The organism is Streptomyces sp. NPDC017529, from assembly GCF_044329785.1.
Classification (GTDB): domain Bacteria; phylum Actinomycetota; class Actinomycetes; order Streptomycetales; family Streptomycetaceae; genus Streptomyces.
In genome coordinates, this window is sequence record NZ_JBIRJY010000034.1 from 1 (window position 1) to 19,112 (window position 19,112).

The following is a 19,112-nucleotide window of genomic DNA, read 5'->3' on the forward strand; positions in this document are numbered from 1 at the left end:
ACGCCGTCCATCGACGCCGAACCGAACGGCTATCGAAACTGCCTCTATACGCCGCAGCCCGGTGACCAGCGGAAACCGGTTCAGGAACAGGCACTTACGCCACAGCCACCAGCTGGTGAGTGTGCCGAGGGCGGCGGTGCCGAGGTGGGCGGGCCAGAGGTCGGTGTGCGGTCCGAGGGCCAGGCCGAGGGTGGCGGCGCCGTAGGTGAGGCGTTCGAGGCGTTTGCGGCGGCGGATGCTGCGGGCGGGCACGGGCCGCGGCGCTGCCGGTAGGGCGGTCAGGGGCTGGTCGGCGAGGGCCACGGCGGTCCTTCCTGGTCGAGGGGGGGTGGTCAGTGGGTGAGCTGGTGTTGGGCGTCCGCGAGGATTCGGGCGTGGTCGAACGCCAGGTTGGGGAGGGCGTCCAGGGGCCACCAGCGGGCCTCGGCGGCGTCGTCCGCTGCTGTTGGCGGGATCGGTGAGGGCAGCGTGGCCGCGTAGGCGTCGGTGATGTACCGGCCGCGGGGGTCACGACCGGGGGCGTCGTACCGCCCCACGTGCCGGAGGTCGGCAGCCGGGGCCGTGAGACCTGTCTCCTCCTGCGCCTCGCGGGCGGCAGCGACGTCCGGGGCCTCGATCGGGGCCTCATCCGGACCCTCGTCCGCGTTTCGGTGGCCGCCGGGCAGGGCCCAGCTGCCGGCGTACGGATCCCACTTCCGCTTGATCAGCAGGACGTGTCCGTCGGCGAACAGAACGAGGTCGGCGGTGTAGCGGATGGTCTCGTGGGTCTCGGCCATGGTGCTTTTCCCTTCGTGATGAGTTCAGCGGACTTCGTTGAAGCCGGGCTTGGGCTGGTCGTACTCGGAGGCCTGGGCGACTTCGTAGATGCCGCCGTACTCGGTCTGGTGGGCGTCGCGGACACCGCGGGCGTCGGCTTCCATCTGGTCGGCGGCGTTCGCGACTTCGCCGGAGGCTTCGGCGACCCGGTCGAAGTCGGCGGCGACCTCGAGAGCCTGGGCCTGGAAGCGGGGGGCGACGTGGGCCTGACCGAGGTGTCCGGTCAAGCGGCGGGCCCGGTCGGCGTCGTCGTGCATCCGTGCCTTGAGCAAGTGCAGCTGTTCCTTGAGGAACGCGGCGGCGCCGGCCAGGGCGATGACACGGGCGGCGAGGGAGACGAAATTGAGGATGCCGTGCAGGGCGCTGGTCCAGCCGGTGGTGGCGGGAGTGTTCTCGTCGCGGACCGCGGGCACGGCGCCGTGCCCGGCGGCTTCGGCGCCGGTGCGCACGGAAGTCGGTTCGATGGCGTCGCTGTCGTCGCTCACGGGATGTCCTCAGCTCTGGTTGTGGATCGGGGCGGACGGGGTGGTCAGGCCCGCGTCGGCGGTGGCCTGGCTCCAGGGTCGATAGGTGTCGTTGAGGTCGTCGTTGGCGGCCTCCGCCATCTCTGCGGCGTGCAGGGAGGAGATCTGCATCTCGTCGGCCATGCGCGCCAGGAGGTCCATGGACTCCGACAGGCGGGCCATCGATCCGGTGAACAGGCGGCCGATGAGGTTGTGGTTGACGGCGAGGTCTGCGGCGAACGCGGCGAGGGTGTCGCGCAGGGCACGGGCCCGGTTGGAGAGCTTCAGGCACTGTTCGTGGGTCTTGAAACCGTCGGCGGCGAACACGTCGTACTCGTCGAGCGCGTCGTCGAGGTTGATCTCGGTGGCGTGCTGGGCGTCCATCTGGCGGGCGGCGTGGGCGACGGCGGTGCCGTGCTGGTGGGCCATGGTGCGGGCCTCCTTGAGGCGGGGGTCGGTGCGGGCGGAGGCGGGAGCAGGTGCGGGTGGTGCCGGGTGGGGGCGGGTGGTGCCGGGGCGCGGGGTGTGCGGGACAGGGGCCGCGGGCAGGGCGGCCTGGCCTTGGGTGAGGGCGTCGGGCTCCCACCGGCGGGCCTGGGCGCCGACGTAGTCGTCGCGGTCGACCGTGAAGGTGGTGGGGCCGGTGCTGGCGGCATGTTCGAAGGGGCTGCGCCGCGGCCCGGCCTGCCCGCCGGTGCGGTCCTGGAAGTCCTGGGCCCAGTCGCTGGCCGCGTCCGGGCCCGGGGTGCCCATACCGGGGCCGGCGGCCCCGGAGTCGTAGGCGCGGCGGGCGCGGTCGCGCATCCGGGTCCAGCGGTCCTGCGGACCGGTACCGCCCGCAGCCTTCTTGGTCCTGGTCTTCGGACCGGCCGAGGCCGCCTTGGGGCCGTCCTTCGGCGACTTCTTGGGTCCGGTCTTCTTCTGCTCCTGCTTGTCGCGCTTGGCCTTGTTCTTCTTCTTGGTGCGCTGCTTGTCGTTCTTCCACAGCGGCGGCACTCCGCGGTCCGTGGCGCGTTGGCCCCACCGGTTGCTGGCGGAATCGGCGGTGTCCTTTTTGAGGGCGTCCCACAGGCTGGTGCGGTCCGTGCCGCGCGTCCCGCCGGCGCCCTTGTGGTCCTTGCGATCCGTGCCGGGGTCGTTCTTGCCGCGCCGGGGTGTCGTGGCGGCGTCCGGGCCGAGCTTGGGTTTCTTGGTGCCCGGTGTCTCCTTGCCGTCCTTCGGCGGGCCCTTGGTGAGGTCGGGGCCCTTCGCCTGGTCCGTCCGGCCTTTGGTGTCCTTCTTGTTCAGCGGCGTCTTCGTGCCGCTCTGGGGCCCTTGGGTGTTCTTCGGGTCCTTCCACACGGCGGGCTTGTCCAGGTTGCTGCGGCGGCTGTTCAGCCGCCGTGCCGCGGCCTTCTGTGCCGTGTCCTTCAGCGCATCCGGCAGCCGGGTGCGGTCCTGGTTCGCTTTGTTCTGCTGTTTCTTCAGCCCGGCGCCGGCGCCCTGCGAGGACCGTTTCGGCGCTTTCGTGCGGTCCGAGCCGCCCGACGCCGAGCCGCCGCCCGAATGCTTCGTGCCACCGGAAGACTTGCCGGCCGTCCCGGTGCCGGTGTTGCGGCCCCCGGTGTTCGTGGTGCCCTTCGCGCCGCTGCCCGCGCCGCCCCTCGAGCCGCCGCCGGACGCGGAGCGGTCCTTCGTTCCCCCACCGCCACGGCCGCGACCAGCAGAATTGCGATCACTGCCACCGGACCCGGGGCCTCGCGATCCGCTGCCCTTCACCCCTCCCCCGGACAGGCCGGCACCGGAACTGGAGCGGTTGCCCGGACCCGACCCCGGCTTGTTGCCGCGGCCCGGCCCCGTACCGTTCGCACCCGACGAGCCCGCCCCGCCACGGCCCCCACCGGATCCCTGGCCGCCGCCACCGGCTGCCTTACGACCGAACTCCAGGCTGGAGGGCACCTTGGCCTGCTGCTTGGCGCGCTCCTGCGCCGCCTTGTCGCCGATCCCGTTCATCGCCTGCTGATGCTTGGCCTGCGCCGCCTCGCCGGAGAACGCGGCCTGCTCCATGGCCAGCTGGTGCTTGAGGCGGGCCTGGCGCAGCGGGGCACCCTCCGCGCGCTTTTGCATCCGGCGCTGGCGCCAGTCCTCCAGGGCGATGCTGGTGCCGCGCAACGCGGCGACGGCCACCGCGAGGATGGCGGCCAAGGACAGGGCGCCCATCCGGCCGCCCGTGTCCTGCGGGGTGCTGTCGCTGGTGCCGCGGAAGGTGTCCGGCAGGCCGCCCTCGGGACTGGGCGTAGCTGCCACGGGGGCGAGGCTGAAGTCCGGGGCGGGCAGCGCGTCCACGATGTCCAGAGGGCTGCGCCGGCCCTCTGCCTCTGTTCCGCTTCCGGTCCCGGCGGGGGCCTGAACATCGGGCGTCGACGGGACCGGGGGCCCGGAGGGCGTCCCCGAGGCGGGGCTCAGGCGGAAGCCGAGCCGGGGGAAGGGGTAGACCCGAGCATCGCCGTCACGGCCGTCGCGGGTGGAATCGTCGCTCATCGCGGCTCCTTTCGGGGTTGACAGGCTGTAGTCGGGTGCGGCACCCTCGCGCGTGCGCGACGCGCACGCGCGTTGGGCGGTTCATCACCTCGTTTTCGGCGGGTGATGATGACGAATCCGGTCACTGTGTGTGAGCCCGGTAGAAGTCGTTGAGGTGGGCCGCCAGCCGGTTCGCGACCTCCGGGTCGCCGTCTTCGAGGGCGTCCTTGGCGAGCTTGCGGCACACGCTGGTCCAGAACGTGATGAGGTGCATCGGCCCCCTTCCCGCAGCCTTCGCCTGTGCCGCGTTGTAGTGCTCCGCTTGGTTGGCGAGGGTCTGCTGCAGGGCCTTGGCCGGCGTGGTCACAGGGCCTCCGGGAACAGGTCGGTGATGTTCGGCAGCGGCTGGTTGGCGGCGCCCGTGTTCGGCAGGGAGTAGGGCTGGGGGCTGACGTACTGGGGCGGCGGGGCGACCGCCTGCGGGGGCGTCGCGGGCTGCCCGTGGGCGGTCTCGGGGGCGGCGATGGCGTGTGCTGACTCGGTCAGGGACCGGTCGACGACGGTGCGGGCCTTGGCCCAGGCCAGGGCCCGCATCTGACGGCGGTCCTGCTTCTTCTCCAGGGTCTTCGCACGGCGTTCGGGCAGGTCGAGGACGTCGCGCTTGTAGGCCTCGTTGAGGCCTTCGCACTCGGCGGCGGCTTTCTGCAGCAGGTCGGCGACCTTGTTGAAGCGCTTGCCGACTTTGCGGGCCCGGCGCTTGGCGGAGCCCGGCTTGTCTCCTTCGATCTGCTGGGCGGCGAGGCGGGCTTGCAGGATCTGGCCGAGCTGGCGGACCTGGGAGGCGTCGTTTACCCAGGTGGCGAGCTGTTCGGTGGTGTACTCGCGCATCCCTGGGCGGCTCATCAGCTTGTCGATGTCCATGGCGTACGTCCTGGTTAGTCGCTGTTTTGGGCGGGGAGTTCGAGGCGGATGTGGCAGGGGGTTGTGCTGGTCGCGGGCCGTTCGGCGAAGTAGGCGCGTACGTGGTCGGCGGCCTCTTCCAGGGCGGCGAGGGTGACGCTGAGGGTGACCGTGTCCCACTCGTAGCGGGCGCCGTCGGGGCTGGTGGCCGGGGCTTCGTTGCTCATGCGGCGGTCCCGGGGGCGGTGAGGGCCTGGCCGGCGCAGGTGGCGGCGTGCTTGGTGGCCCCTTCGGAGGCGAGGTAGTACGAGATGTCGTGGCTGCCTGCGGGGCAGCCGGTGCAGGTCCAGCGGGTGTTGAGCCATTCGGCGTCGTGGGGGTCGGCGGGCCGGGGCTGGGTGGCGATGATTTCGACGGGGGCTCCGGCGCGGTTGGTCAGACGCAGCCAGACGTGGCCGTTTCCGCTGGTGGGCAGGTCGGGGCGGAGGGCGTAGGTGGCGGTGCGGCAGGTTTCGTGGAGGAGGCCGGCGTCGTGCAGGGCGGCCAGGGCGTTGCGGGCGCGGGTCCAGCCGAGGCCGGGGTGGATGTCGGTGAGGGTGAAGGGGGTGATGACCTGGTCGGGGTCGAAGTCATCGAGGTGGGCGCGGAGCCAGTGGGTGAGCTGGTCGGGGGTCAGGGGCTGGGTGTCGGTCCGGGTGGTCATGGCGGTCTCCTTTGCGGTGGTCAGGCGACTTCGGCGGGCAGTTCGTGGTTGTCCTGGAGGATCTGGATGGCGCGCTTGCGGCGGCTGTGGGCGGTGCCGGTGGACACGCCGAGGTCGGCTTCGATGCGGGCGACGGTGACGGCCTTGAGCCCTTCGTCGCGGATCATCTGGGCGACCTTGCGGGCGTCGCGTTCAACCGGGGTGAGGCGGGCTTCAGCCTCCAGTTCGGCGGCTTTCAATTCGTCCTGGGCGGCTTTCAACCGGGCGGCTGCGGTGGCGGCCTCGGTGGTGGCGGCGCGGCGCTCGAGGGCCTGCGCCTGGTCTTCCGTTTCGGCGAGCTTCAACCGGTTCTCCTGGACTTTCAGCTCACGTTCAACGGCGGCGTCGGCGGTTTCAGCTGCCTCCAGCCGGAGCTGTTCGGCGCGGGCTTTCTCCTCTTGCTCGCGGCGGTTGGCCGTGGCGGTGTCGGCGCGCCGGCGGGCCTCGGCTTCAATCTCCTGGCGGCGGTTTTCAACTGTGGCGTCGCGGGCTTCAAGTGCCTGCCGGCGCTGGATGCTGGCGCGTTCGGCGTCCCATGCGAGCTGGTCTTTTTCCCGCTGGCGGGCCAGTTCGTCTTCGCGGGCCTGGCCCTGGGCCTGCAGCTCGGCGACCTTGGCTTGGGCCTCGGCGGCGAGGCGGGTCATCTCGGCTTGAGCCTGCGCCTGGTGCACTTGAAGATCGGTTTCAGCTTGTTGAACGGCCACTGAAGCGTCCGCGTCGGCCTTGGCTTCGGCGGCTTTCAGTTCGCCCTGGGCGCGGACCTCGGCGGTACGGGCTTGAAGTTCGGCGGCTCGGATTGAAGATTCCGCTTCAACCTTTTGAAGGCGGGCCTGGGCGCGTTGAAGGTCGTGCTTCTGGGTCCGCAGGGCGGCGTCGGTCTTCTGCCGCTCGGGCTCTCCCAGGGCGTCTTCGAGGGTCATTCCGTAGCCGAGGAGCCGCAGCGGTTGAAGGTCCTTCTCGGTGGACTTGAAACGCCAGCGGCGGCCGTGCTTCTCGCGCAGTCCGGAGCGGTAGACCATGCGCTGCCGGTCGCGTTCGAGGGCCTCGTTGTAGGAGGTGATTTCCCAGGTCTTCATCAGGCGGTGGATGCGGGCGGTGCTGACGGGCTGGTAGAGCCAGCGGGAGAGGCGGATGCGTTCCATGTGCCGCTGGCCCTTGAGGCGGCCGATGTGGGCGGCGTAGAGGTGGGCGGCGATTTCGGAGAGGACGACCCACAGGGCGGCGAGGGCGGCGTGGCCGAGCTTGCCTTCGAGGGTGGCGCCGGTGGACCAGTTCAGGACGATGGTGACGATGGTCAGCAGGCGGGGGACCCATTTGACCCAGGCGAGGGGCTTTTCGGCTTTGACGAGGAGGAGGTTGACGATGGAGAAGGTGAGGATGCCGAGGTCGACGCCGACGGGCAGCATCCAGGCGTAGTCGCCCCAGCCCCATCCGCCGGCGGAGGCGGGGGCGGCGGCTTTGTGTTCGAGGGCGCGGTAGGAGGAGGCGAGGCCGAGGGTGCCGACGCCGGTGCCGGAGGCGATGCCGGCGCGCAGCAGCCACTTTTCGCCGCGGGACCAGGTGAGGGTGGTGGTGCGGGGGGCGGGCCCGGCCTCGGGAGAGGCGGGGGCCCCGGTGGGGGGCGGCTCCGGGGCCGGGTGGGTGGTCACGGGGACATGTCCTTTCGGCTGGCGGGGGTCAGTCGGTCTGCTGAGTGCGGTAGCCGTAGGGGTCGAACAGGGCGGCGGTGACGTACTTGGTGGCTTCCGACTCGTCCAGGCACATCGCGTACTGGCCGAAGGCGGCGGTGACCAGGTCGTTGGGGCGTACGTCGGGGGTGCCGTCAGCGGTACGGCGGGAGCCGAGGATGGCTTCGCTGACCAGGTGGCGGGCCAGGTTCATCAGCTGGTCGTGGATGGCGCGGGCTTGCTGCGCTTCTCGCCGTGCTTCTCGGCGGGTCTTCAGGGCGGTGAACATGGCGGTCCTTCCGGGTGGTCAGGCGGTGGTCTTGAGGGGGAGGGTTCTCCTCGATCGGGGCGGAGTCGGGTGGCGCGGGGCTTTAGGCGCGGTAGACGGGCGGTCGGACGCCCGCGCGGAGCTCGCGGATGATCGAGCAGGGGCCCTTGGCCGCGCAGTACGCGTCGTCGGTGTCCGGCAGGGGGTTGCTCGTCATGCCGAGGCGGTCCTTGGCGACGGCGTTGACGGCGCGCAGCATCTCGCCGCCGTTGGGACGGCAGGGGCTGTTCTGTCCGCCGACGCCGTGCCGGTGGGCGTTCACGATGTGCTGCCGGGCCTGCCGGGCCGCCCACCGGCGGTCGCTGGGGCCGGTGTTCTCGTGCACGTGCCCGCAGTCGTGGAACGTGTCCAGGTGGCAGGCGGTGCAGTGGTAGGTGACCATCGGGGTCGGGTCGCGGTCGGGCAGCCACTTGCCTTCGAACTCGTAGACGATGACCTCGGCGCCCGGGGTCTCGGTGTGCGCGAAGGCGGTGACGAGGCCGATGCCGTCCGCGATGGCACCGCGCGCCTTCACATTCCAGAAGACGCGGGGCAGGAACTCATCCCAGCCCTTGCCGTGGGGCCACTGGGCGTACACGACACCCTGCGAGGCGTCGAAGGTCGCCGCGCCGTCGACGTTCTCGCGCTTGTACTGCTCGATCTGCTCGATCGATCCGAAGTAGGTGGCGCTGAACTCCTCGGACTCCAGGAAGATCAGCCCGTAGCCCTCGGGCCGGGTGTCGTGGCCGTTGTCCTTCAGGATCTCGACCATGTCCTCGTAGCCGGGGTTTCCGGGGGCGATGGTGCCGACGAGCGGCAGCCGGTAGTTGTCGCAGCTGGTGACGTGGGTCGGGTTGGTGTCGCTGACGTTGTGCGGTGTGCCGTACGTGTTGCGGATCGTGACGCTCATGGGTCAGTGCTCCTTGTCGGTGGTGGTGCGGGGGCCCGGTGTCGGCTTCCGGGCTCCACACGGCGGTTGGTCAGCGGCGGGCGTTCTTGATGTCGTCGTCGGTGGCGCCGACGGCGCGGGCTTCAGCGTGGGCGGCGAGGGCGTTATCCCGGGCAGCGTGGGTGTCGGGGTGGTCGAAGCCCTTGTCGTTGACGGTGTGGGCGAAGTTCTGGATGGCGTCGGCGGCGTTCTGGGCTGCGCTCACGGCGGTCTCCTTCGGGTGCGGGGCCCGGCCGTTGTCGGCTCCCGGCCGGGCCCCGCTGGGCGGGTGGTCAGGCGGCCTGCTCGTCGGGGACGACCTTGAACAGGTCGCCGTGGGCGGCGTAGACGACGTGGACGTGTTCGCCGGCGGCGCGCAGGACTTCGACGACGGCGTCGAGCATGGGCAGGGAGCGGGCGGAGCCGGCGGGCAGCTCGCGGGGCAGGGACGCGGTGCGGGGTGCGGTGGCGGGCATGGCGATCTCCTCAGGGCTGGTAGGGGTCGATGGCGGCGGCTGCCGCGTCGGCGAGGTGGGTGGGCAGGGCTTCGAGGTGTGCTGCCAGGGCGGTGATCTGGGCCAGGGCGGTGGTGCGCTGCTCGTACGGCAGGGCCGCGATGGCGGGGCCGGTGACGAGGGAGCGCAGGACCTGCGGGAGGAGGGTGGTGAGGACGCTGTCTTCGCCCGCGAGGCGGGAGATGAGCGCGCCGGTGGCATCGGCCTCCAGGCCCGTGGCCTCGTCAAGTTCGATCAGGGCGAGGAGGATCTGGTCGAGTGCGGGGTGGGCCCCGGCCAGGTCGGCGGCGGTGTCCGCGACCGGGCCGGGGAGGGTGCACAGGGTCATCACTGGTCGCCGCTCTGGCAGGTGCGGGCGGGCGGGTCGGCGTCGGCGTCCGGCTCGGGCTCGGTTTCGCGGGTCTGGGAGCCGTGCTGGTGGGCGTAGGTCTGGAGGGCGTGGGGCCGGTAGTCGGCGGTGAACAGGTCGAGCAGGGCGTCGTCCCAGTAGCCGAGGAAGACGGCATCGATGTCGGCGACGAGCTCGGGGTCGACCGGGCCGGGCTGCGGGTTCGGGGTGGCAGTCATCGCACGCCTCCCGTCGTGCGGGCCTTGCCCGCCTCGTGGGAGGCGACCGTGGCCAGGAAGACCGTCGCGACGAGGGTGAAGACGGTCCACGGCAGGTCGCGCTGCAGGACGTGGTTGAGGGTGGAGAGGGCGGCGGCCGCCGCCCACGCGGCCGGGACCTGCCACTGGGACGCCGCGTCCCGACGGACGGCCCGCAGAAGACCGGCAAAGAACAGCAGGGTGGACAGGAGCCACAGGACGGTGGTCACGACGCGCCTCCGGTGCGGGTGTAGGTGACGAGGTGGGCGTCGTCGCGGTGGTCCTGGATGTCGCGCAGGGCCTGGGCGGCGGCGTATTCGGCGGCGTCCTCGAGCCGGTGCAGCTGCTCTTCGACGCTCGGCGTGGCCGGGGTGCGCGGGTCGGTGCTCATCGGGCACCTCCCGCCGGGACGAGGCGCAGCGCCAGACGCGTCGAGTCGGAGGAGTCGGAGCCGTCGGCCCGGTTCTCGGCGGCCATCAGGCTCGTGACCACCGCAAGCGCCCCCACCACCAGCTCCGCCATCTCCGCGGGCATCTGCGCCACCAGCACGTCGTCACCGGAGGCGTGGTCGGTGATGGCGACCCGGGTGACCGGGTCAGTGCTGTCCTGCAGGTACGCGGTGGCGGCCTTCGCGAACGCGGTGAACGCGTTGGACAGGCGGCGGGTGGGGATGGAGGGGGACGGCGGCTGGTACGCGGCCTGCCCGGTGGTGCGGGCGACGGCCTCGCGCAGCTCATCGTCGTGGCGGGCGCGGCGCAGGAACTCGTCCGGCTCCGACAGGTACGCGGTGCGGGTGTCGGCGGTCGTCATCGCGCACCGCCCGGCTGGTAGGGCTGGCGGCCCGCCGCGGCAAGAATCCTCCGGGTCCGGCGCAACGTGTTGAGGGCGCACCGGTACTCGGCCTGCTCAGCGAGGGTGAGGTCCCGGGTGGCCATCCACCGGGTCTTCTGACCGACGTGGAAGGAGGCGATGTCGTGACGGGCCTCGACGACGTCCAGCGATTCGGGGGCGGCGGGACGGAAGCCGGCGGCGGCCAGGTCGTCGGCGGTGATGTGTACGAGGCGGATGGGGGTCCGGCCCGCCGCCAACCCGGCGATGGTCGGCTGGGAGTAGTCGGTGGCCTCGGCACGCATGGCGCGCGGGGCGATGGTGCGGGTTGCCATTTGGCCGTTACGATCCATACGGATCGGCCTCCCTGTATCGGCAGGTGGGCGGGTCTTCTGCTCGGTGTTGGAGCACCGGGCGGGGCAGACGGCCTCGGTCCAGCTCGGCTGGTTCGGGGCCGTTCTGTTGCGCTGATAAGAACGTAACGCCTGACTTGCCACATGGCAAGTCAGTAGACGAAGATGGAGGCAGACAAAATCGCCGGAGAAGGAGGAACGGAGTTGGTGACCTTCCGCGAAGCCGCAAGACGCGTAGTGGAGGAAGGCATCGCCCCGTCCATGAGCCACCAGCGGGTATCCCAGCTCGCCAGAACCGACGAGAACTTCCCGCCCGTCCAGCAAGTTGGACGCTCGAAGGTCGCCGACTGGCACGAGCTCAAGCCGTACTTCGTCGCGCATGCGAGCAAGGCGGCCGTAAGGGACAGCCGGCGGCGACTGGAGAAGAAGGAGGCGAACGACGAGTAGCCGTCTCGCGCGCGGGCCTCCAGTGGTCTGAACGCGCAGACGGCCGACCGGTGTGCAAGACCGGCCGACCGTCACAAGCCACGCCGACCGTTCGCAGCGTCTCGTCGGCGCAGATGAACCACCCCGTGAAGAGAGGTTCCAGTTGAGCGTACTAGTGAGACTCACCAGAAAGCACCCCGCTGCTACCTGGGGAGCCGCCTGGTGACCACGGAGAAGAGGCTGCCGCCCGTCGTCACCTTCCAGAGCGGCGCTGAGCTGCTGATGGAACTGGGCATCCGAGACCGGATCACCCACCAGGGCGTGCGGCACATTGCCGACACCTACGAGGACTGGCCGTTCGGCGAAGACAGGTCGCATCCGTACGGGAAAGTCAGCAACGCCCGGGTGATGGCCACCGAGCCGTTCCTTGAGTTCTTTCGGACCCACCCATCCGCTGGACGCGGTCCCGGCCGTCGCCGCGGCGACGTGTAAGTCCCAGAAAGCACGAACGACCGGCGTTGTTCGCAGCTCCGCCGGCCGTCCAAGCACAACAGCGAGGTCGCACTCGCTGCCAAGACGCTCACCCTGAAAGTTGAGGTCCCCAATGAGGGTACCTGCACTTGGCGAACCGCCAACAAGGCCACTCTGCGCCATCGTCCGTACGGCGGAGGTGGCACGGTGACCGGCGCCCACGAGATGCCCACGCCCGACGCGGTCAGCAGTACCGCCGAGACCTACGCGCGTGCGGTGGAGACCGAGCCGTCGGTCACCGTGACGGAGGAGACCTTCTTCGGGCACGGATGGCAGCCGCAGACCATCACCGTTCTGCAGGCCATCTGGTTCCTGCCGCAGGGCGCCCAGTTCGGCGTGGAAGACCTCGTGGACTGGTTCCGGTCCTTGGGCTGGAAGAGCGCCAACGGCAAGCCGCTCGGAGAAGACGCCGTACGCCGCGAGATGGCTCTGATCCGGAAGTCTGGGTACGTACGCGCTCGGCGTCTGCGTGGCGAAGGAGGGCGTGTGGCGGGCATCCGCTACGAGGTCTCGAAGCGCGCCCGGCCCGATGCTTCGGCGGGGCAAAGGTTCATCGGCTTCGAAGGGGACGAATCGGAAACGCGCAGGTCGGACCATGTGCCTCCATCCACCACACATGGTGATCCACCACATGTGGTGGATGAGGCAAAACCGCAGGTCGGACCATGTGCCGTCAATGACCAGGCATGGTCGATGGCCGGTGTGGTGGAACACGAGAAACCGCAGGTCGCACCATGTGCCTCCAATGGCGGTTACCCCCCACACCCCCCGGAGGAGGAGGGAACTACCTCCCCCTACCCCCTCATGCCGGAGGCTGCCGATGGGAGGGAGGGGGAGGGCTCCGCCATCACCGAAGAACAGATCGCGGCCGCATCGGTCTTCCTCGAGGAACTGCCGGATCCGTGGTGTGCCGGGCCGGCCACTGCTCGGAAGCTGTCGCCGAAACTGGCCGCAGCAGTAGCTGAGCGAGGGTGGGAGCTGGATGATGCTCTGGTGCGGAAGCTGACGTACAACCCCGATGGCATCAGGAGCTTCCCCAAGGTGCTCGCCGCACGCATCGATGACCTTCCGCGGAAGGGATCCAGGAGCAGGAAGCCGCCTGGGCAGCGATCGAACAACGGTGTTCCTCAGCGGCCGGAGAACGTGGTGTGCTCGGAGGAGGGCATGGGCGCGGTCCGTGCCGCTCTGGAAGCCTTCCGTCAGGGCGGGAAGCGCCCCTGAGCAAGTTGTACGGGCCAGCGGGGACCGTGCTGCGATCCGGTCCCCGCCAGCCCCTCCCGGAGCCGTACGGCCGGGGGTGTGCCACTGCTGCATGGCTCTCCTCCCGAGGCCGCCGGTGATCTCCTTCCGTCACCGTGCGACCCCGGGTAAGCGCCCCGTAAGTGACGTTCACCTGGGCATTTGAAATGTCACCGCCAGATGTCACCCCCCGAACCCGCCCGCCCCATGCCAGACTCAGCCGTAGCCGACAACGCCCCTGGGGGAGCAGATGGCAGCCGACGACCGCCCCGACTGGGCCCGCCGCATGATCGAAGAACGGGCCGCACGTGCCTGGTCCCAGCGCGACGCCGTCCGCGCCCTCCACCCCCGCCTCACCGGCCCCCAAGCCGACACCAGCGAAGACTCCCTCCTGCGGCAATGGAAGCGGTGGGAGACCGGCGAGGTCTTCCCCGACCAGTACGCCGAGCACATCGCCGCCACCTTCGGCTCCGCCCGCTACGCGTTCTTCCCCAAGAAGAACCCCCGCCGCGACGGCCACGCCGAAATCACCGCCGTCTCCGGCATGGACACCGCCGACATCGTCTCCCGCCTTCGCGCCTCCGACGTCGACCAAGCCACCCTCGACGCCCTGCACATCACCATCGACCGGCTGTGCTGCGAATACGCCTACATGCCCGCCGACCAACTCCTCGTCGAAGGCCGCGCCTGGCTCGGCCGGGTCGCCGGCATGCAGCACCAGCGCATCAGCCTCGCCCAGCACCGCGACATCATCGCCCTGGCCGGGCAGCTCGCCCTCCTCGTCGGCTGCGTCGAATACGACTCCGGGCACCGGCACGACGCCGAAGCCACCCGCCGCGCCGCCCTCACCCTCGGCACCGAAGCCGACCACCACGCCGTCAAGGGCTGGGCCCACGAGATGCGCGCCTGGTTCGCGCTGACTGCCGGCGACTACCGCGGCGTCATCGCGGCCGCCGACGCCGGCATCACCGCCGCCCCCACCGAGTCGGTCGCCGTGCAGTTGTGGGCGCAGAAGGCGAAGGCGTGGGCGCGGATCGGCGACCGGCAGCAGACCGAGGTCGCCCTCGACTCGGGCCGCCGGCTCCTCGAGACGCTCCCCTACCCCGACAACATCGAGAACCACTTCGTCGTCGACCCCGCCAAGTGGGACTTCTACTCGATGGACTGCTACCGCAAGGTCGGGGAGAACCGGCGCGCCGAGACCCTCGCCCGGGAAGTCCTGCGGGCCGGAGTCGACTTCGACGGCACCGAACGCGCCCCCATGCGCAACGCCGAGGCCCGCGTCACCCTCGGCACCGTCGCCGCCCGCGAAGGCGACCTCGGCACCGCCCTGTCGTACGGCGAGCAGGCACTCGGCGGCTCCCGCCGGTCCGTACCGAGCCTGACGATGGTCACCGCCGACCTCGGATCGGTACTCGCCCAGCAGTACGGGCACGAGAGCGAGGCCCAGGAGTTCGTGCAGCACCTGCGGGCACTACGCACCGCTTGATGCGGGTGTGACTACAGCTACGCCCCTGCCGGACAGCCCGGCAGGGGCGTTTGCGCGACTCCCCAAATCCATAGAACCTATTGCGCACGCAATAGTAACTGGGTAGTTTCGTGGTTGAGGCACCGCCCGTCAGCGGCCAGCATCAGGGCGGCTCCTCGAGGACCACGCGTGGGCGTGGCATGACCACCATCCACCACCGCCCACGAAGGTGCCCTCCCATGTCCTGTAACAGCCCCTGCGACGACCAGAATCGCGCCCTTGCCGCCTTCCTGTTCCTCCTGCTCATCGCCGCCATCCCCATCGGCCTGCTGCCCAACGCGGAACTCGCGGCCGCACTCGCCCCGTACATTGCGGCCGTCACCGCCAAGCAGTGATCCTCGCGCCCTCGGCTACGAGCCGGGGGCGCGCGTCCTGTCCCCGTAGACCCGGGCCTCGACCTCCCGCCAATCCGGCAGCGGCGTCGCGTCCAGCCAGCGGAGTTCGTCCGCGTCGGCCTGCACCACCTGATACGGCTCCAGGCCGCGGCGCACCGCCAGACGTTCAACCAGAGCGACGGCCTCACCCCGGGAACAGCCCAGCTGCCGGCGCGCATGCTCGCGGGCCATCTCCCAGCTCAAGCCCATCTTGTCCGTGTCCGGATCGTCGGTGACCCTCGTCCTGCGCCTGTTCGCATCGGTCACGCTGCCTCCCAGCTTCGTTCGACGAGGCCACCCTGCCTCATCGAACGCCGAGGCGGCACTCGCCCTGGCGTGGGCGGTCGGGAACCTGATCCGCATGCACTGCGGCGAGCGATAGCCCGCGGCTGCGCCCCTGTCGATGGTCACGGCAGGGGCGTTCCCCTGTCCGCAAGCTCGTCGTTACCCAGGCATGAAGCAACCGGATACCGTCTTCGAAGCTCTCACTGGCGCCCCGGCCCCTTCGCCCAACGCCGCCACCGCCGAGCCCATCAACATGGAGAACGCCGGCGCCGCCTGCGACTTCTGCCCCAACGGCCCCCTCATCGGCATCCCGTCGCCACCCGTCGTATGGGCTTTCCCCACCGGAGAAGCCACCCAGTCCATGGACCTGCTAGGCATGGGCTTCGGTATCGGTCTGCCCATAGCCGCAATGCTCTGGTATGCGTGCGAACGCTGCCGTCGACACATCAAGGCAAATCGATGGGCCGACCTGGCCCGCGAATGCGGCTACCCCGAGGGCAGTGGCGGATCGCCCGTCTGGGAGAACTTTCGCGTCGCACGGCTGCCCGGGCCCGGTTACGCCTGGCCGCTGGTGCCGCACAAGCTGCCCACCGTGCACAAGCACGTCCGCGAAGCCTGGGAGAAGGGGAAGCTCGCCTTCTCCGGCCACGTCCGCGAGCGCCTGGACCGTGCCGCGCTGCTCGTGGAACTCGACGGGCACCTGTACGTGCGCTGCGGCCGGGACGGCGACGACACTTGGCTGGTCGAGAACGTCGGCGAGGAGATTGTGGCACCGTTCAGCTTCCATCTGGAGGGCCGCAGCGTCCGTCTCACCCTGCTCCCCGCCCAGCCGTAGCCCTTCGCGCTTGCATCCCCGGGCATGCGGGGCTGCTGACTCCGCGCCCTCTGCTTCGTGCACCGTCACCGGACCGTCAGCTTGGCAAGATGCCGTGTTTCCGTTGCAGGCCCGGGTGACGACTGAGACGATGGGGCAGCCCCGAGGCGATAGCGCGGCTCGGGATGCGCATCCGTCTTCGATCAGCGAGCGATGAAGTCGCGCCCCCACCGGATAGATCCGGTGGGGGCGTTCGCGCTTGCGTCCGCAGACGTGCAGGGCCGCTAACGTCACTCGGCCAGACGCAACCGGCCGGGCGGCTCGTCACGGACGGCGGGGAACGTGGAGGCCATCCACCGTCGGGGCACTGTCATCCGGGGCAACGCCTCTGCCAGCAGCCGCCACACTGGTCAGCCGCCCCTGCCGAAGGAAAGAGCCGTCCATGGCCAAACGAACCGGACGCCGCGTCAGCGGCGACCCCCGCAAGTCCGGCGGTGACATCGCCGGGCCCGGCGGCCCCCACGACCGCGACAGCGTCATCATCGACACCACTGACGCCGTCCTGCTCGACCACTCCACCGTCACCCTCATGGGCAGCCCCGGCAACCCCACGCCCTACCTGGCGATGCTCCTTGAAGGACGCATCAACCGGGCCACCGACCGGGCCCGCAACCTGTACCTCATGAACGAGGACGGTGCCGCCGCCCTCGTCACCGAACTGCTCGCCCTCGCACACCGGATCGGACCCGAGTTCGGCGCACGGTTCACCGCCCGCCTGAAGCACCTCATCGACACCGACGCCTTCACCGGCCAGCAGAAAGAGCAGCCATGACCGACCCGGCCCAACCGCAGCCCGCCAGCCCCCGCCGCTTTTACCTCGAACGCCACACCGACGTGACCGGCATGTCTGGCACTGGCCGCGTCGCCGATGGCGTCCTGTGGCCCGACGGCACCGCATCCGTCCGCTGGCGCGGCCCCCGCCCCTCCATAGTCCATTGGGACCGCCTGGACGACGCCGAAACCGTCCACGGCCACGGCGGCGCCACCCGCATCGTCTGGGTCGACGCCCCGCCGCGGCAACCCTGACGCCCAGCGGTTGCGCGACCTGGCTTGAGCGTCCTGTGCCCCCGTCCGGTCATCCGGCGGGGGCTCAGTCGGCGAGGGGCGTCTGGACGCTGACGACCGTGACGGTGACCGACAGGTCGCTGATGAGCACCACGGCGATGGCACCGGCGCGGCCGGCGGACCGCATCCGCACCGGCCCGTCATCCTCCAGCCCGTACGGGCCGCTGTGCCGGTCCGGGTCCTCCCGCAGGTCGCGGAAGAGGGCGTGCAGCGCGCGCTGCGTCTCGAGAGGCAGTTTCTCGATCTGCCGCCGGATGCTCGGCGGGACGACCAGACGGTAGGTCACGCGGCGTCGGTCTCCGCTCGCCTCAGGCTCTCGCCCCACTGCGTCATCCACTCATCCGTGGTGCCGTCGTCCGCGAGGTCGACCGGCAGCCCGCCGTCATGCTTCCTGGCGTACCGGAGGAGGGCTTCCATCTCCGGGCGGGAGGCGTCGTAGCGCTCCACGAGACGCCCCCACCGGGCAAAGACGCCGGGAAGCTCGTCCAGGGTCGCCATGTGCGCCTCGCGCAGGAACTCCTGCCGCAGCTCAGGGGCCGGAAGGGCATGGGCGAGGGAATCGATCGTCCACAACGGCGCGCTCATGAGGTCCCCTCGGTGCGTGCGACGTGCTCCGGCCGCGCGGTGCCGCGTGCGCGGATCCGGCGAGCTTCATCAAGAACACGATCGGTGACGTCGATCCACTCGCCGGGGGGCTGCTCGCCTCGGGCCTCGTAGGCGGCAAGTTCCCGGCCGCGCTGGACTGCAGCGAGGGTGTCCTTGGCGATGCGCTCCCACTTGGCGAAGACGGTGAGGAGCTGGTGCGCCGGCGCCCGGTTGATCTCGCTCAGGAAGCGCTGTACGAGGTCAGGGTCGGCGAGGGCGTCGCGGATGCTCTCGATGGTCCACGGCTCGCTGCTCATGAGGTCCCCTCGGTGTGTGCGGCAATCCCCAGACGCTCGTAGTGCGCGTCGCGGAGTTGCTCCCAGGGCGTGCACTCGGCCGGTGTCGGCAGTCCGTTGGCAGCGAAGTCATCGAGGACATCGGCAAGGGCCGGCGCCTGCTCACGTTCGCGATTCGCCCAGTCGCGGAGCTTCATTGCGGCTTGTGTGTCGATCGGCTCCGGCATGCCGTCCTCCAGGTCGGGGAGACACCACACTAGCGACGCCGGTGACCCCCCGCCCCGATGTCGGGGACGTTCCGGTCGCGAAGAACGGCTCGCCCTCCCCCGGTGGGACGGTTGCGTGCCGCGTAGTCTCTGCCGTGCGCCGCCACACCCCCGCCGAGGAGAACCCCGTGAGCCAGAACCCCGCCCGTCATCTGGCCGACGCCGCCGAGCACGTCCGCGCCTTCCACCACGCCTCCCACACCACCGCCACCGACTGGGAGAACCCCGGCGACTCCTACACCGCCCTCGGCTCCCTCACCCGCCTGACCGGCATGCTGGAGCAGGCCGTGCGGCAGTCGGTCTGGCCCGTGCTGGACACCTTCGAGCGCGGCCGTATCCGCATCGAAGGCGGCGGTCATCCCGACCGGGCTGTCCGTGAGCTGGTGGCCGCCCGCGACGAAGCGATGGCCGCGGCCGCCGCCCTGTCGGCCGCCGTCCAGCGGATGCACACCGCCACCGGCCCCATGCGCCTGGACACCAGTGGCCCGGAGTTCGCTGACGAGGGAGCACACCGGGCCTAGGAGCATCGTGGCCCCCTGCCAGATGCCAACGGGCACCACACTGGTCAGTCGGCTTCGGTCCACGGCCCGTCCGGCGTGACGTTCGTGCCGTCGCAGGACCAGCAGTCCCACTCCTCCGGCAGCTCGTACTTCGTACCCCAGAACCCCGCCTGCTCCCCGTACAGGACGTTGGCCTCCCCGCACCAGCCGCACACGAACTCGAAGTACACGTTCCCCCCTCCCCTGCCCGCACGGGTCGTCCCTTGATAGCAGTCGGGGAACGGGACGGCGAGACAGCAGCCGGCCTGTGCGGAACGGAGCGGACTGAAACAGGCCGGGTGCCTCCCGGTTCCCGCCCGGCCGTCAGTCGTTTCCGCTACAGTCGGTGCTGCGGTCTAACGACCGTGGGCCCGGCTCGTGGCCCGGTTCGTCTGGCCCAGACCGGACGAGTTCCACCAAAGGTGCTCCGCGCCGAGCCAACCTCCACATCGCATCACCCT

General features: G+C 70.5%; 33 protein-coding genes and 1 pseudogene. 9 read left to right on the plus strand and 25 right to left on the minus strand.

Features of this window, described 5'->3' with window-relative positions; all coding sequences use genetic code 11:
- The 19 genes and pseudogenes from ACH4K4_RS37220 to ACH4K4_RS37310 all read right to left on the minus strand — a co-directional run.
- A pseudogene (locus tag ACH4K4_RS37220) lies at positions 1–303 on the minus strand (hypothetical protein); the annotation flags it as partial.
- A 29-nt stretch (positions 304–332) separates the two neighbouring features.
- The gene (locus ACH4K4_RS37225; protein ID WP_398174287.1) at positions 333–776 is read right to left on the minus strand and encodes an NUDIX domain-containing protein; all 444 of its coding nucleotides are present in this window, start codon (positions 774–776) and stop codon (positions 333–335) included.
- Positions 777–800: 24 nt separating this feature from the next.
- Positions 801–1,301 carry a conjugal transfer protein TraB gene (locus ACH4K4_RS37230; protein ID WP_398174290.1) on the minus strand — a complete coding sequence of 167 codons (501 nt, stop codon included), beginning with the start codon at positions 1,299–1,301 and terminating at the stop codon, positions 801–803.
- A gap of 9 nt (positions 1,302–1,310) precedes the next feature.
- Positions 1,311–3,839 (minus strand): hypothetical protein, encoded by a 2,529-nt coding sequence (locus tag ACH4K4_RS37235; RefSeq protein WP_398174293.1) that lies wholly within the window; start codon positions 3,837–3,839, stop codon positions 1,311–1,313.
- A gap of 121 nt (positions 3,840–3,960) precedes the next feature.
- Positions 3,961–4,185, minus strand: coding sequence for a hypothetical protein (locus tag ACH4K4_RS37240; RefSeq protein WP_398174296.1), 225 nt, complete (start codon positions 4,183–4,185; stop codon positions 3,961–3,963).
- Positions 4,182–4,739 (minus strand): hypothetical protein, encoded by a 558-nt coding sequence (locus ACH4K4_RS37245; protein WP_398174299.1) that lies wholly within the window; start codon positions 4,737–4,739, stop codon positions 4,182–4,184. Before ACH4K4_RS37245 ends, ACH4K4_RS37240 begins: the two co-directional genes overlap by 4 nt.
- A gap of 14 nt (positions 4,740–4,753) precedes the next feature.
- Complete coding sequence (locus ACH4K4_RS37250; RefSeq protein WP_398174302.1) at positions 4,754–4,945, minus strand: hypothetical protein; 192 nt, start codon at positions 4,943–4,945, stop codon at positions 4,754–4,756.
- Complete coding sequence (locus ACH4K4_RS37255) at positions 4,942–5,421, minus strand: hypothetical protein (protein WP_398174305.1); 480 nt, start codon at positions 5,419–5,421, stop codon at positions 4,942–4,944. The genes ACH4K4_RS37250 and ACH4K4_RS37255 overlap by 4 nt, the downstream gene beginning before the upstream one ends.
- A 20-nt stretch (positions 5,422–5,441) precedes the next feature.
- Positions 5,442–7,109, minus strand: a complete 1,668-nt coding sequence (locus tag ACH4K4_RS37260; RefSeq protein WP_398174308.1) for a DUF2637 domain-containing protein — start codon at positions 7,107–7,109, stop codon at positions 5,442–5,444.
- A 28-nt stretch (positions 7,110–7,137) separates the two neighbouring features.
- Positions 7,138–7,416: a hypothetical protein gene (locus tag ACH4K4_RS37265; protein ID WP_398174311.1), complete on the minus strand. Its 279-nt coding sequence runs from the start codon at positions 7,414–7,416 to the stop codon at positions 7,138–7,140.
- Between the two features lie 82 nt (positions 7,417–7,498).
- Positions 7,499–8,344: a hypothetical protein gene (locus tag ACH4K4_RS37270; protein ID WP_398174314.1), complete on the minus strand. Its 846-nt coding sequence runs from the start codon at positions 8,342–8,344 to the stop codon at positions 7,499–7,501.
- Positions 8,345–8,414: 70 nt separating this feature from the next.
- Positions 8,415–8,588 carry a hypothetical protein gene (locus ACH4K4_RS37275; RefSeq protein ID WP_398174317.1) on the minus strand — a complete coding sequence of 58 codons (174 nt, stop codon included), beginning with the start codon at positions 8,586–8,588 and terminating at the stop codon, positions 8,415–8,417.
- 67 nt (positions 8,589–8,655) lie between these two features.
- Positions 8,656–8,838, minus strand: coding sequence for a hypothetical protein (locus ACH4K4_RS37280; protein ID WP_398174320.1), 183 nt, complete (start codon positions 8,836–8,838; stop codon positions 8,656–8,658).
- 10 nt (positions 8,839–8,848) lie between these two features.
- Entirely contained in the window at positions 8,849–9,205 is a 357-nt protein-coding gene (locus ACH4K4_RS37285; protein ID WP_398174323.1) for a hypothetical protein, read from the minus strand.
- Positions 9,205–9,444 (minus strand): hypothetical protein, encoded by a 240-nt coding sequence (locus ACH4K4_RS37290; RefSeq protein ID WP_398174326.1) that lies wholly within the window; start codon positions 9,442–9,444, stop codon positions 9,205–9,207. The genes ACH4K4_RS37285 and ACH4K4_RS37290 overlap by 1 nt, the downstream gene beginning before the upstream one ends.
- On the minus strand, positions 9,441–9,692 hold the full coding sequence (locus ACH4K4_RS37295) for a hypothetical protein (RefSeq protein ID WP_398174329.1): 252 nt from the start codon (positions 9,690–9,692) through the stop codon (positions 9,441–9,443). Before ACH4K4_RS37295 ends, ACH4K4_RS37290 begins: the two co-directional genes overlap by 4 nt.
- Positions 9,689–9,853 carry a hypothetical protein gene (locus tag ACH4K4_RS37300; RefSeq protein ID WP_398174332.1) on the minus strand — a complete coding sequence of 55 codons (165 nt, stop codon included), beginning with the start codon at positions 9,851–9,853 and terminating at the stop codon, positions 9,689–9,691. The genes ACH4K4_RS37295 and ACH4K4_RS37300 overlap by 4 nt, the downstream gene beginning before the upstream one ends.
- Entirely contained in the window at positions 9,850–10,272 is a 423-nt protein-coding gene (locus tag ACH4K4_RS37305) for a hypothetical protein (RefSeq protein ID WP_398174335.1), read from the minus strand. Before ACH4K4_RS37305 ends, ACH4K4_RS37300 begins: the two co-directional genes overlap by 4 nt.
- Positions 10,269–10,625 carry a hypothetical protein gene (locus ACH4K4_RS37310; RefSeq protein ID WP_398174338.1) on the minus strand — a complete coding sequence of 119 codons (357 nt, stop codon included), beginning with the start codon at positions 10,623–10,625 and terminating at the stop codon, positions 10,269–10,271. The genes ACH4K4_RS37305 and ACH4K4_RS37310 overlap by 4 nt, the downstream gene beginning before the upstream one ends.
- 183 nt (positions 10,626–10,808) lie before the next feature.
- Here ACH4K4_RS37310 and ACH4K4_RS37315 point away from each other — a divergent pair, with 183 nt between their 5' ends.
- The 5 genes from ACH4K4_RS37315 to ACH4K4_RS37335 all read left to right on the plus strand — a co-directional run bounded on the left by ACH4K4_RS37315 (position 10,809) and on the right by ACH4K4_RS37335 (position 14,702).
- Complete coding sequence (locus tag ACH4K4_RS37315; RefSeq protein WP_398174341.1) at positions 10,809–11,090, plus strand: hypothetical protein; 282 nt, start codon at positions 10,809–10,811, stop codon at positions 11,088–11,090.
- A 201-nt stretch (positions 11,091–11,291) separates the two neighbouring features.
- Positions 11,292–11,561, plus strand: coding sequence for a hypothetical protein (locus tag ACH4K4_RS37320; protein WP_398174344.1), 270 nt, complete (start codon positions 11,292–11,294; stop codon positions 11,559–11,561).
- Between the two features lie 186 nt (positions 11,562–11,747).
- Complete coding sequence (locus ACH4K4_RS37325; RefSeq protein ID WP_398174347.1) at positions 11,748–12,821, plus strand: hypothetical protein; 1,074 nt, start codon at positions 11,748–11,750, stop codon at positions 12,819–12,821.
- A gap of 268 nt (positions 12,822–13,089) precedes the next feature.
- Positions 13,090–14,328 carry an XRE family transcriptional regulator gene (locus tag ACH4K4_RS37330; protein WP_398174350.1) on the plus strand — a complete coding sequence of 413 codons (1,239 nt, stop codon included), beginning with the start codon at positions 13,090–13,092 and terminating at the stop codon, positions 14,326–14,328.
- A gap of 218 nt (positions 14,329–14,546) precedes the next feature.
- Positions 14,547–14,702, plus strand: a complete 156-nt coding sequence (locus ACH4K4_RS37335) for a hypothetical protein (protein WP_398174353.1) — start codon at positions 14,547–14,549, stop codon at positions 14,700–14,702.
- Positions 14,703–14,717: 15 nt separating this feature from the next.
- On the opposite strand, the gene ACH4K4_RS37340 is transcribed toward ACH4K4_RS37335, so the two are convergent.
- Positions 14,718–15,008 carry a hypothetical protein gene (locus ACH4K4_RS37340; RefSeq protein ID WP_398174355.1) on the minus strand — a complete coding sequence of 97 codons (291 nt, stop codon included), beginning with the start codon at positions 15,006–15,008 and terminating at the stop codon, positions 14,718–14,720.
- A 187-nt stretch (positions 15,009–15,195) separates the two neighbouring features.
- Here ACH4K4_RS37340 and ACH4K4_RS37345 point away from each other — a divergent pair, with 187 nt between their 5' ends.
- From ACH4K4_RS37345 to ACH4K4_RS37355, 3 genes are all read left to right on the plus strand, one after another.
- Positions 15,196–15,861 (plus strand): hypothetical protein, encoded by a 666-nt coding sequence (locus ACH4K4_RS37345; protein ID WP_398174358.1) that lies wholly within the window; start codon positions 15,196–15,198, stop codon positions 15,859–15,861.
- A 421-nt stretch (positions 15,862–16,282) separates the two neighbouring features.
- Positions 16,283–16,672, plus strand: coding sequence for a hypothetical protein (locus tag ACH4K4_RS37350; protein ID WP_398174361.1), 390 nt, complete (start codon positions 16,283–16,285; stop codon positions 16,670–16,672).
- Positions 16,669–16,926, plus strand: a complete 258-nt coding sequence (locus ACH4K4_RS37355) for a hypothetical protein (protein ID WP_398174364.1) — start codon at positions 16,669–16,671, stop codon at positions 16,924–16,926. The genes ACH4K4_RS37350 and ACH4K4_RS37355 overlap by 4 nt, the downstream gene beginning before the upstream one ends.
- Positions 16,927–16,990: 64 nt before the next feature.
- On the opposite strand, the gene ACH4K4_RS37360 is transcribed toward ACH4K4_RS37355, so the two are convergent.
- From ACH4K4_RS37360 to ACH4K4_RS37375, 4 genes are read right to left on the minus strand one after another with little or no spacing between them, the layout of a single operon-like run.
- Entirely contained in the window at positions 16,991–17,251 is a 261-nt protein-coding gene (locus tag ACH4K4_RS37360; RefSeq protein ID WP_398174367.1) for a type II toxin-antitoxin system RelE/ParE family toxin, read from the minus strand.
- On the minus strand, positions 17,248–17,550 hold the full coding sequence (locus ACH4K4_RS37365) for a hypothetical protein (RefSeq protein WP_398174370.1): 303 nt from the start codon (positions 17,548–17,550) through the stop codon (positions 17,248–17,250). The genes ACH4K4_RS37360 and ACH4K4_RS37365 overlap by 4 nt, the downstream gene beginning before the upstream one ends.
- On the minus strand, positions 17,547–17,867 hold the full coding sequence (locus ACH4K4_RS37370) for a hypothetical protein (RefSeq protein ID WP_398174373.1): 321 nt from the start codon (positions 17,865–17,867) through the stop codon (positions 17,547–17,549). Before ACH4K4_RS37370 ends, ACH4K4_RS37365 begins: the two co-directional genes overlap by 4 nt.
- Positions 17,864–18,073 (minus strand): hypothetical protein, encoded by a 210-nt coding sequence (locus ACH4K4_RS37375; RefSeq protein WP_398174376.1) that lies wholly within the window; start codon positions 18,071–18,073, stop codon positions 17,864–17,866. Before ACH4K4_RS37375 ends, ACH4K4_RS37370 begins: the two co-directional genes overlap by 4 nt.
- 167 nt (positions 18,074–18,240) lie before the next feature.
- Between ACH4K4_RS37375 and ACH4K4_RS37380 the strand changes: the two genes are divergently transcribed.
- Entirely contained in the window at positions 18,241–18,633 is a 393-nt protein-coding gene (locus tag ACH4K4_RS37380; RefSeq protein WP_398174379.1) for a hypothetical protein, read from the plus strand.
- 44 nt (positions 18,634–18,677) lie between these two features.
- Here the strand turns inward: ACH4K4_RS37380 and ACH4K4_RS37385 are convergent, their stop codons facing one another.
- The gene (locus ACH4K4_RS37385) at positions 18,678–18,842 is read right to left on the minus strand and encodes a hypothetical protein (protein WP_398174382.1); all 165 of its coding nucleotides are present in this window, start codon (positions 18,840–18,842) and stop codon (positions 18,678–18,680) included.
- Positions 18,843–19,112 lie beyond the last annotated feature (270 nt).

Excerpts from the sequence above, each read along its gene's own strand:
- ACH4K4_RS37225 (WP_398174287.1), bottom strand. The coding sequence starts at position 776 with ATGGCCGAGACCCACGAGACCATCCGCTACACCGCCGACCTCGTTCTG.
- ACH4K4_RS37235 (WP_398174293.1), bottom strand. The coding sequence starts at position 3,839 with ATGAGCGACGATTCCACCCGCGACGGCCGTGACGGCGATGCTCGGGTC.
- ACH4K4_RS37245 (WP_398174299.1), bottom strand. The coding sequence starts at position 4,739 with ATGGACATCGACAAGCTGATGAGCCGCCCAGGGATGCGCGAGTACACC.
- ACH4K4_RS37250 (WP_398174302.1), bottom strand. The coding sequence starts at position 4,945 with ATGAGCAACGAAGCCCCGGCCACCAGCCCCGACGGCGCCCGCTACGAG.
- ACH4K4_RS37255 (WP_398174305.1), bottom strand. The coding sequence starts at position 5,421 with ATGACCACCCGGACCGACACCCAGCCCCTGACCCCCGACCAGCTCACC.
- ACH4K4_RS37265 (WP_398174311.1), bottom strand. The coding sequence starts at position 7,416 with ATGTTCACCGCCCTGAAGACCCGCCGAGAAGCACGGCGAGAAGCGCAG.
- ACH4K4_RS37270 (WP_398174314.1), bottom strand. The coding sequence starts at position 8,344 with ATGAGCGTCACGATCCGCAACACGTACGGCACACCGCACAACGTCAGC.
- ACH4K4_RS37280 (WP_398174320.1), bottom strand. The coding sequence starts at position 8,838 with ATGCCCGCCACCGCACCCCGCACCGCGTCCCTGCCCCGCGAGCTGCCC.
- ACH4K4_RS37285 (WP_398174323.1), bottom strand. The coding sequence starts at position 9,205 with ATGACCCTGTGCACCCTCCCCGGCCCGGTCGCGGACACCGCCGCCGAC.
- ACH4K4_RS37290 (WP_398174326.1), bottom strand. The coding sequence starts at position 9,444 with ATGACTGCCACCCCGAACCCGCAGCCCGGCCCGGTCGACCCCGAGCTC.
- ACH4K4_RS37300 (WP_398174332.1), bottom strand. The coding sequence starts at position 9,853 with ATGAGCACCGACCCGCGCACCCCGGCCACGCCGAGCGTCGAAGAGCAG.
- ACH4K4_RS37305 (WP_398174335.1), bottom strand. The coding sequence starts at position 10,272 with ATGACGACCGCCGACACCCGCACCGCGTACCTGTCGGAGCCGGACGAG.
- ACH4K4_RS37310 (WP_398174338.1), bottom strand. The coding sequence starts at position 10,625 with ATGGCAACCCGCACCATCGCCCCGCGCGCCATGCGTGCCGAGGCCACC.
- ACH4K4_RS37315 (WP_398174341.1), top strand. The coding sequence starts at position 10,809 with ATGGAGGCAGACAAAATCGCCGGAGAAGGAGGAACGGAGTTGGTGACC.
- ACH4K4_RS37330 (WP_398174350.1), top strand. The coding sequence starts at position 13,090 with ATGGCAGCCGACGACCGCCCCGACTGGGCCCGCCGCATGATCGAAGAA.
- ACH4K4_RS37335 (WP_398174353.1), top strand. The coding sequence starts at position 14,547 with ATGTCCTGTAACAGCCCCTGCGACGACCAGAATCGCGCCCTTGCCGCC.
- ACH4K4_RS37345 (WP_398174358.1), top strand. The coding sequence starts at position 15,196 with ATGAAGCAACCGGATACCGTCTTCGAAGCTCTCACTGGCGCCCCGGCC.
- ACH4K4_RS37350 (WP_398174361.1), top strand. The coding sequence starts at position 16,283 with ATGGCCAAACGAACCGGACGCCGCGTCAGCGGCGACCCCCGCAAGTCC.
- ACH4K4_RS37355 (WP_398174364.1), top strand. The coding sequence starts at position 16,669 with ATGACCGACCCGGCCCAACCGCAGCCCGCCAGCCCCCGCCGCTTTTAC.
- ACH4K4_RS37365 (WP_398174370.1), bottom strand. The coding sequence starts at position 17,550 with ATGAGCGCGCCGTTGTGGACGATCGATTCCCTCGCCCATGCCCTTCCG.
- ACH4K4_RS37370 (WP_398174373.1), bottom strand. The coding sequence starts at position 17,867 with ATGAGCAGCGAGCCGTGGACCATCGAGAGCATCCGCGACGCCCTCGCC.
- ACH4K4_RS37375 (WP_398174376.1), bottom strand. The coding sequence starts at position 18,073 with ATGCCGGAGCCGATCGACACACAAGCCGCAATGAAGCTCCGCGACTGG.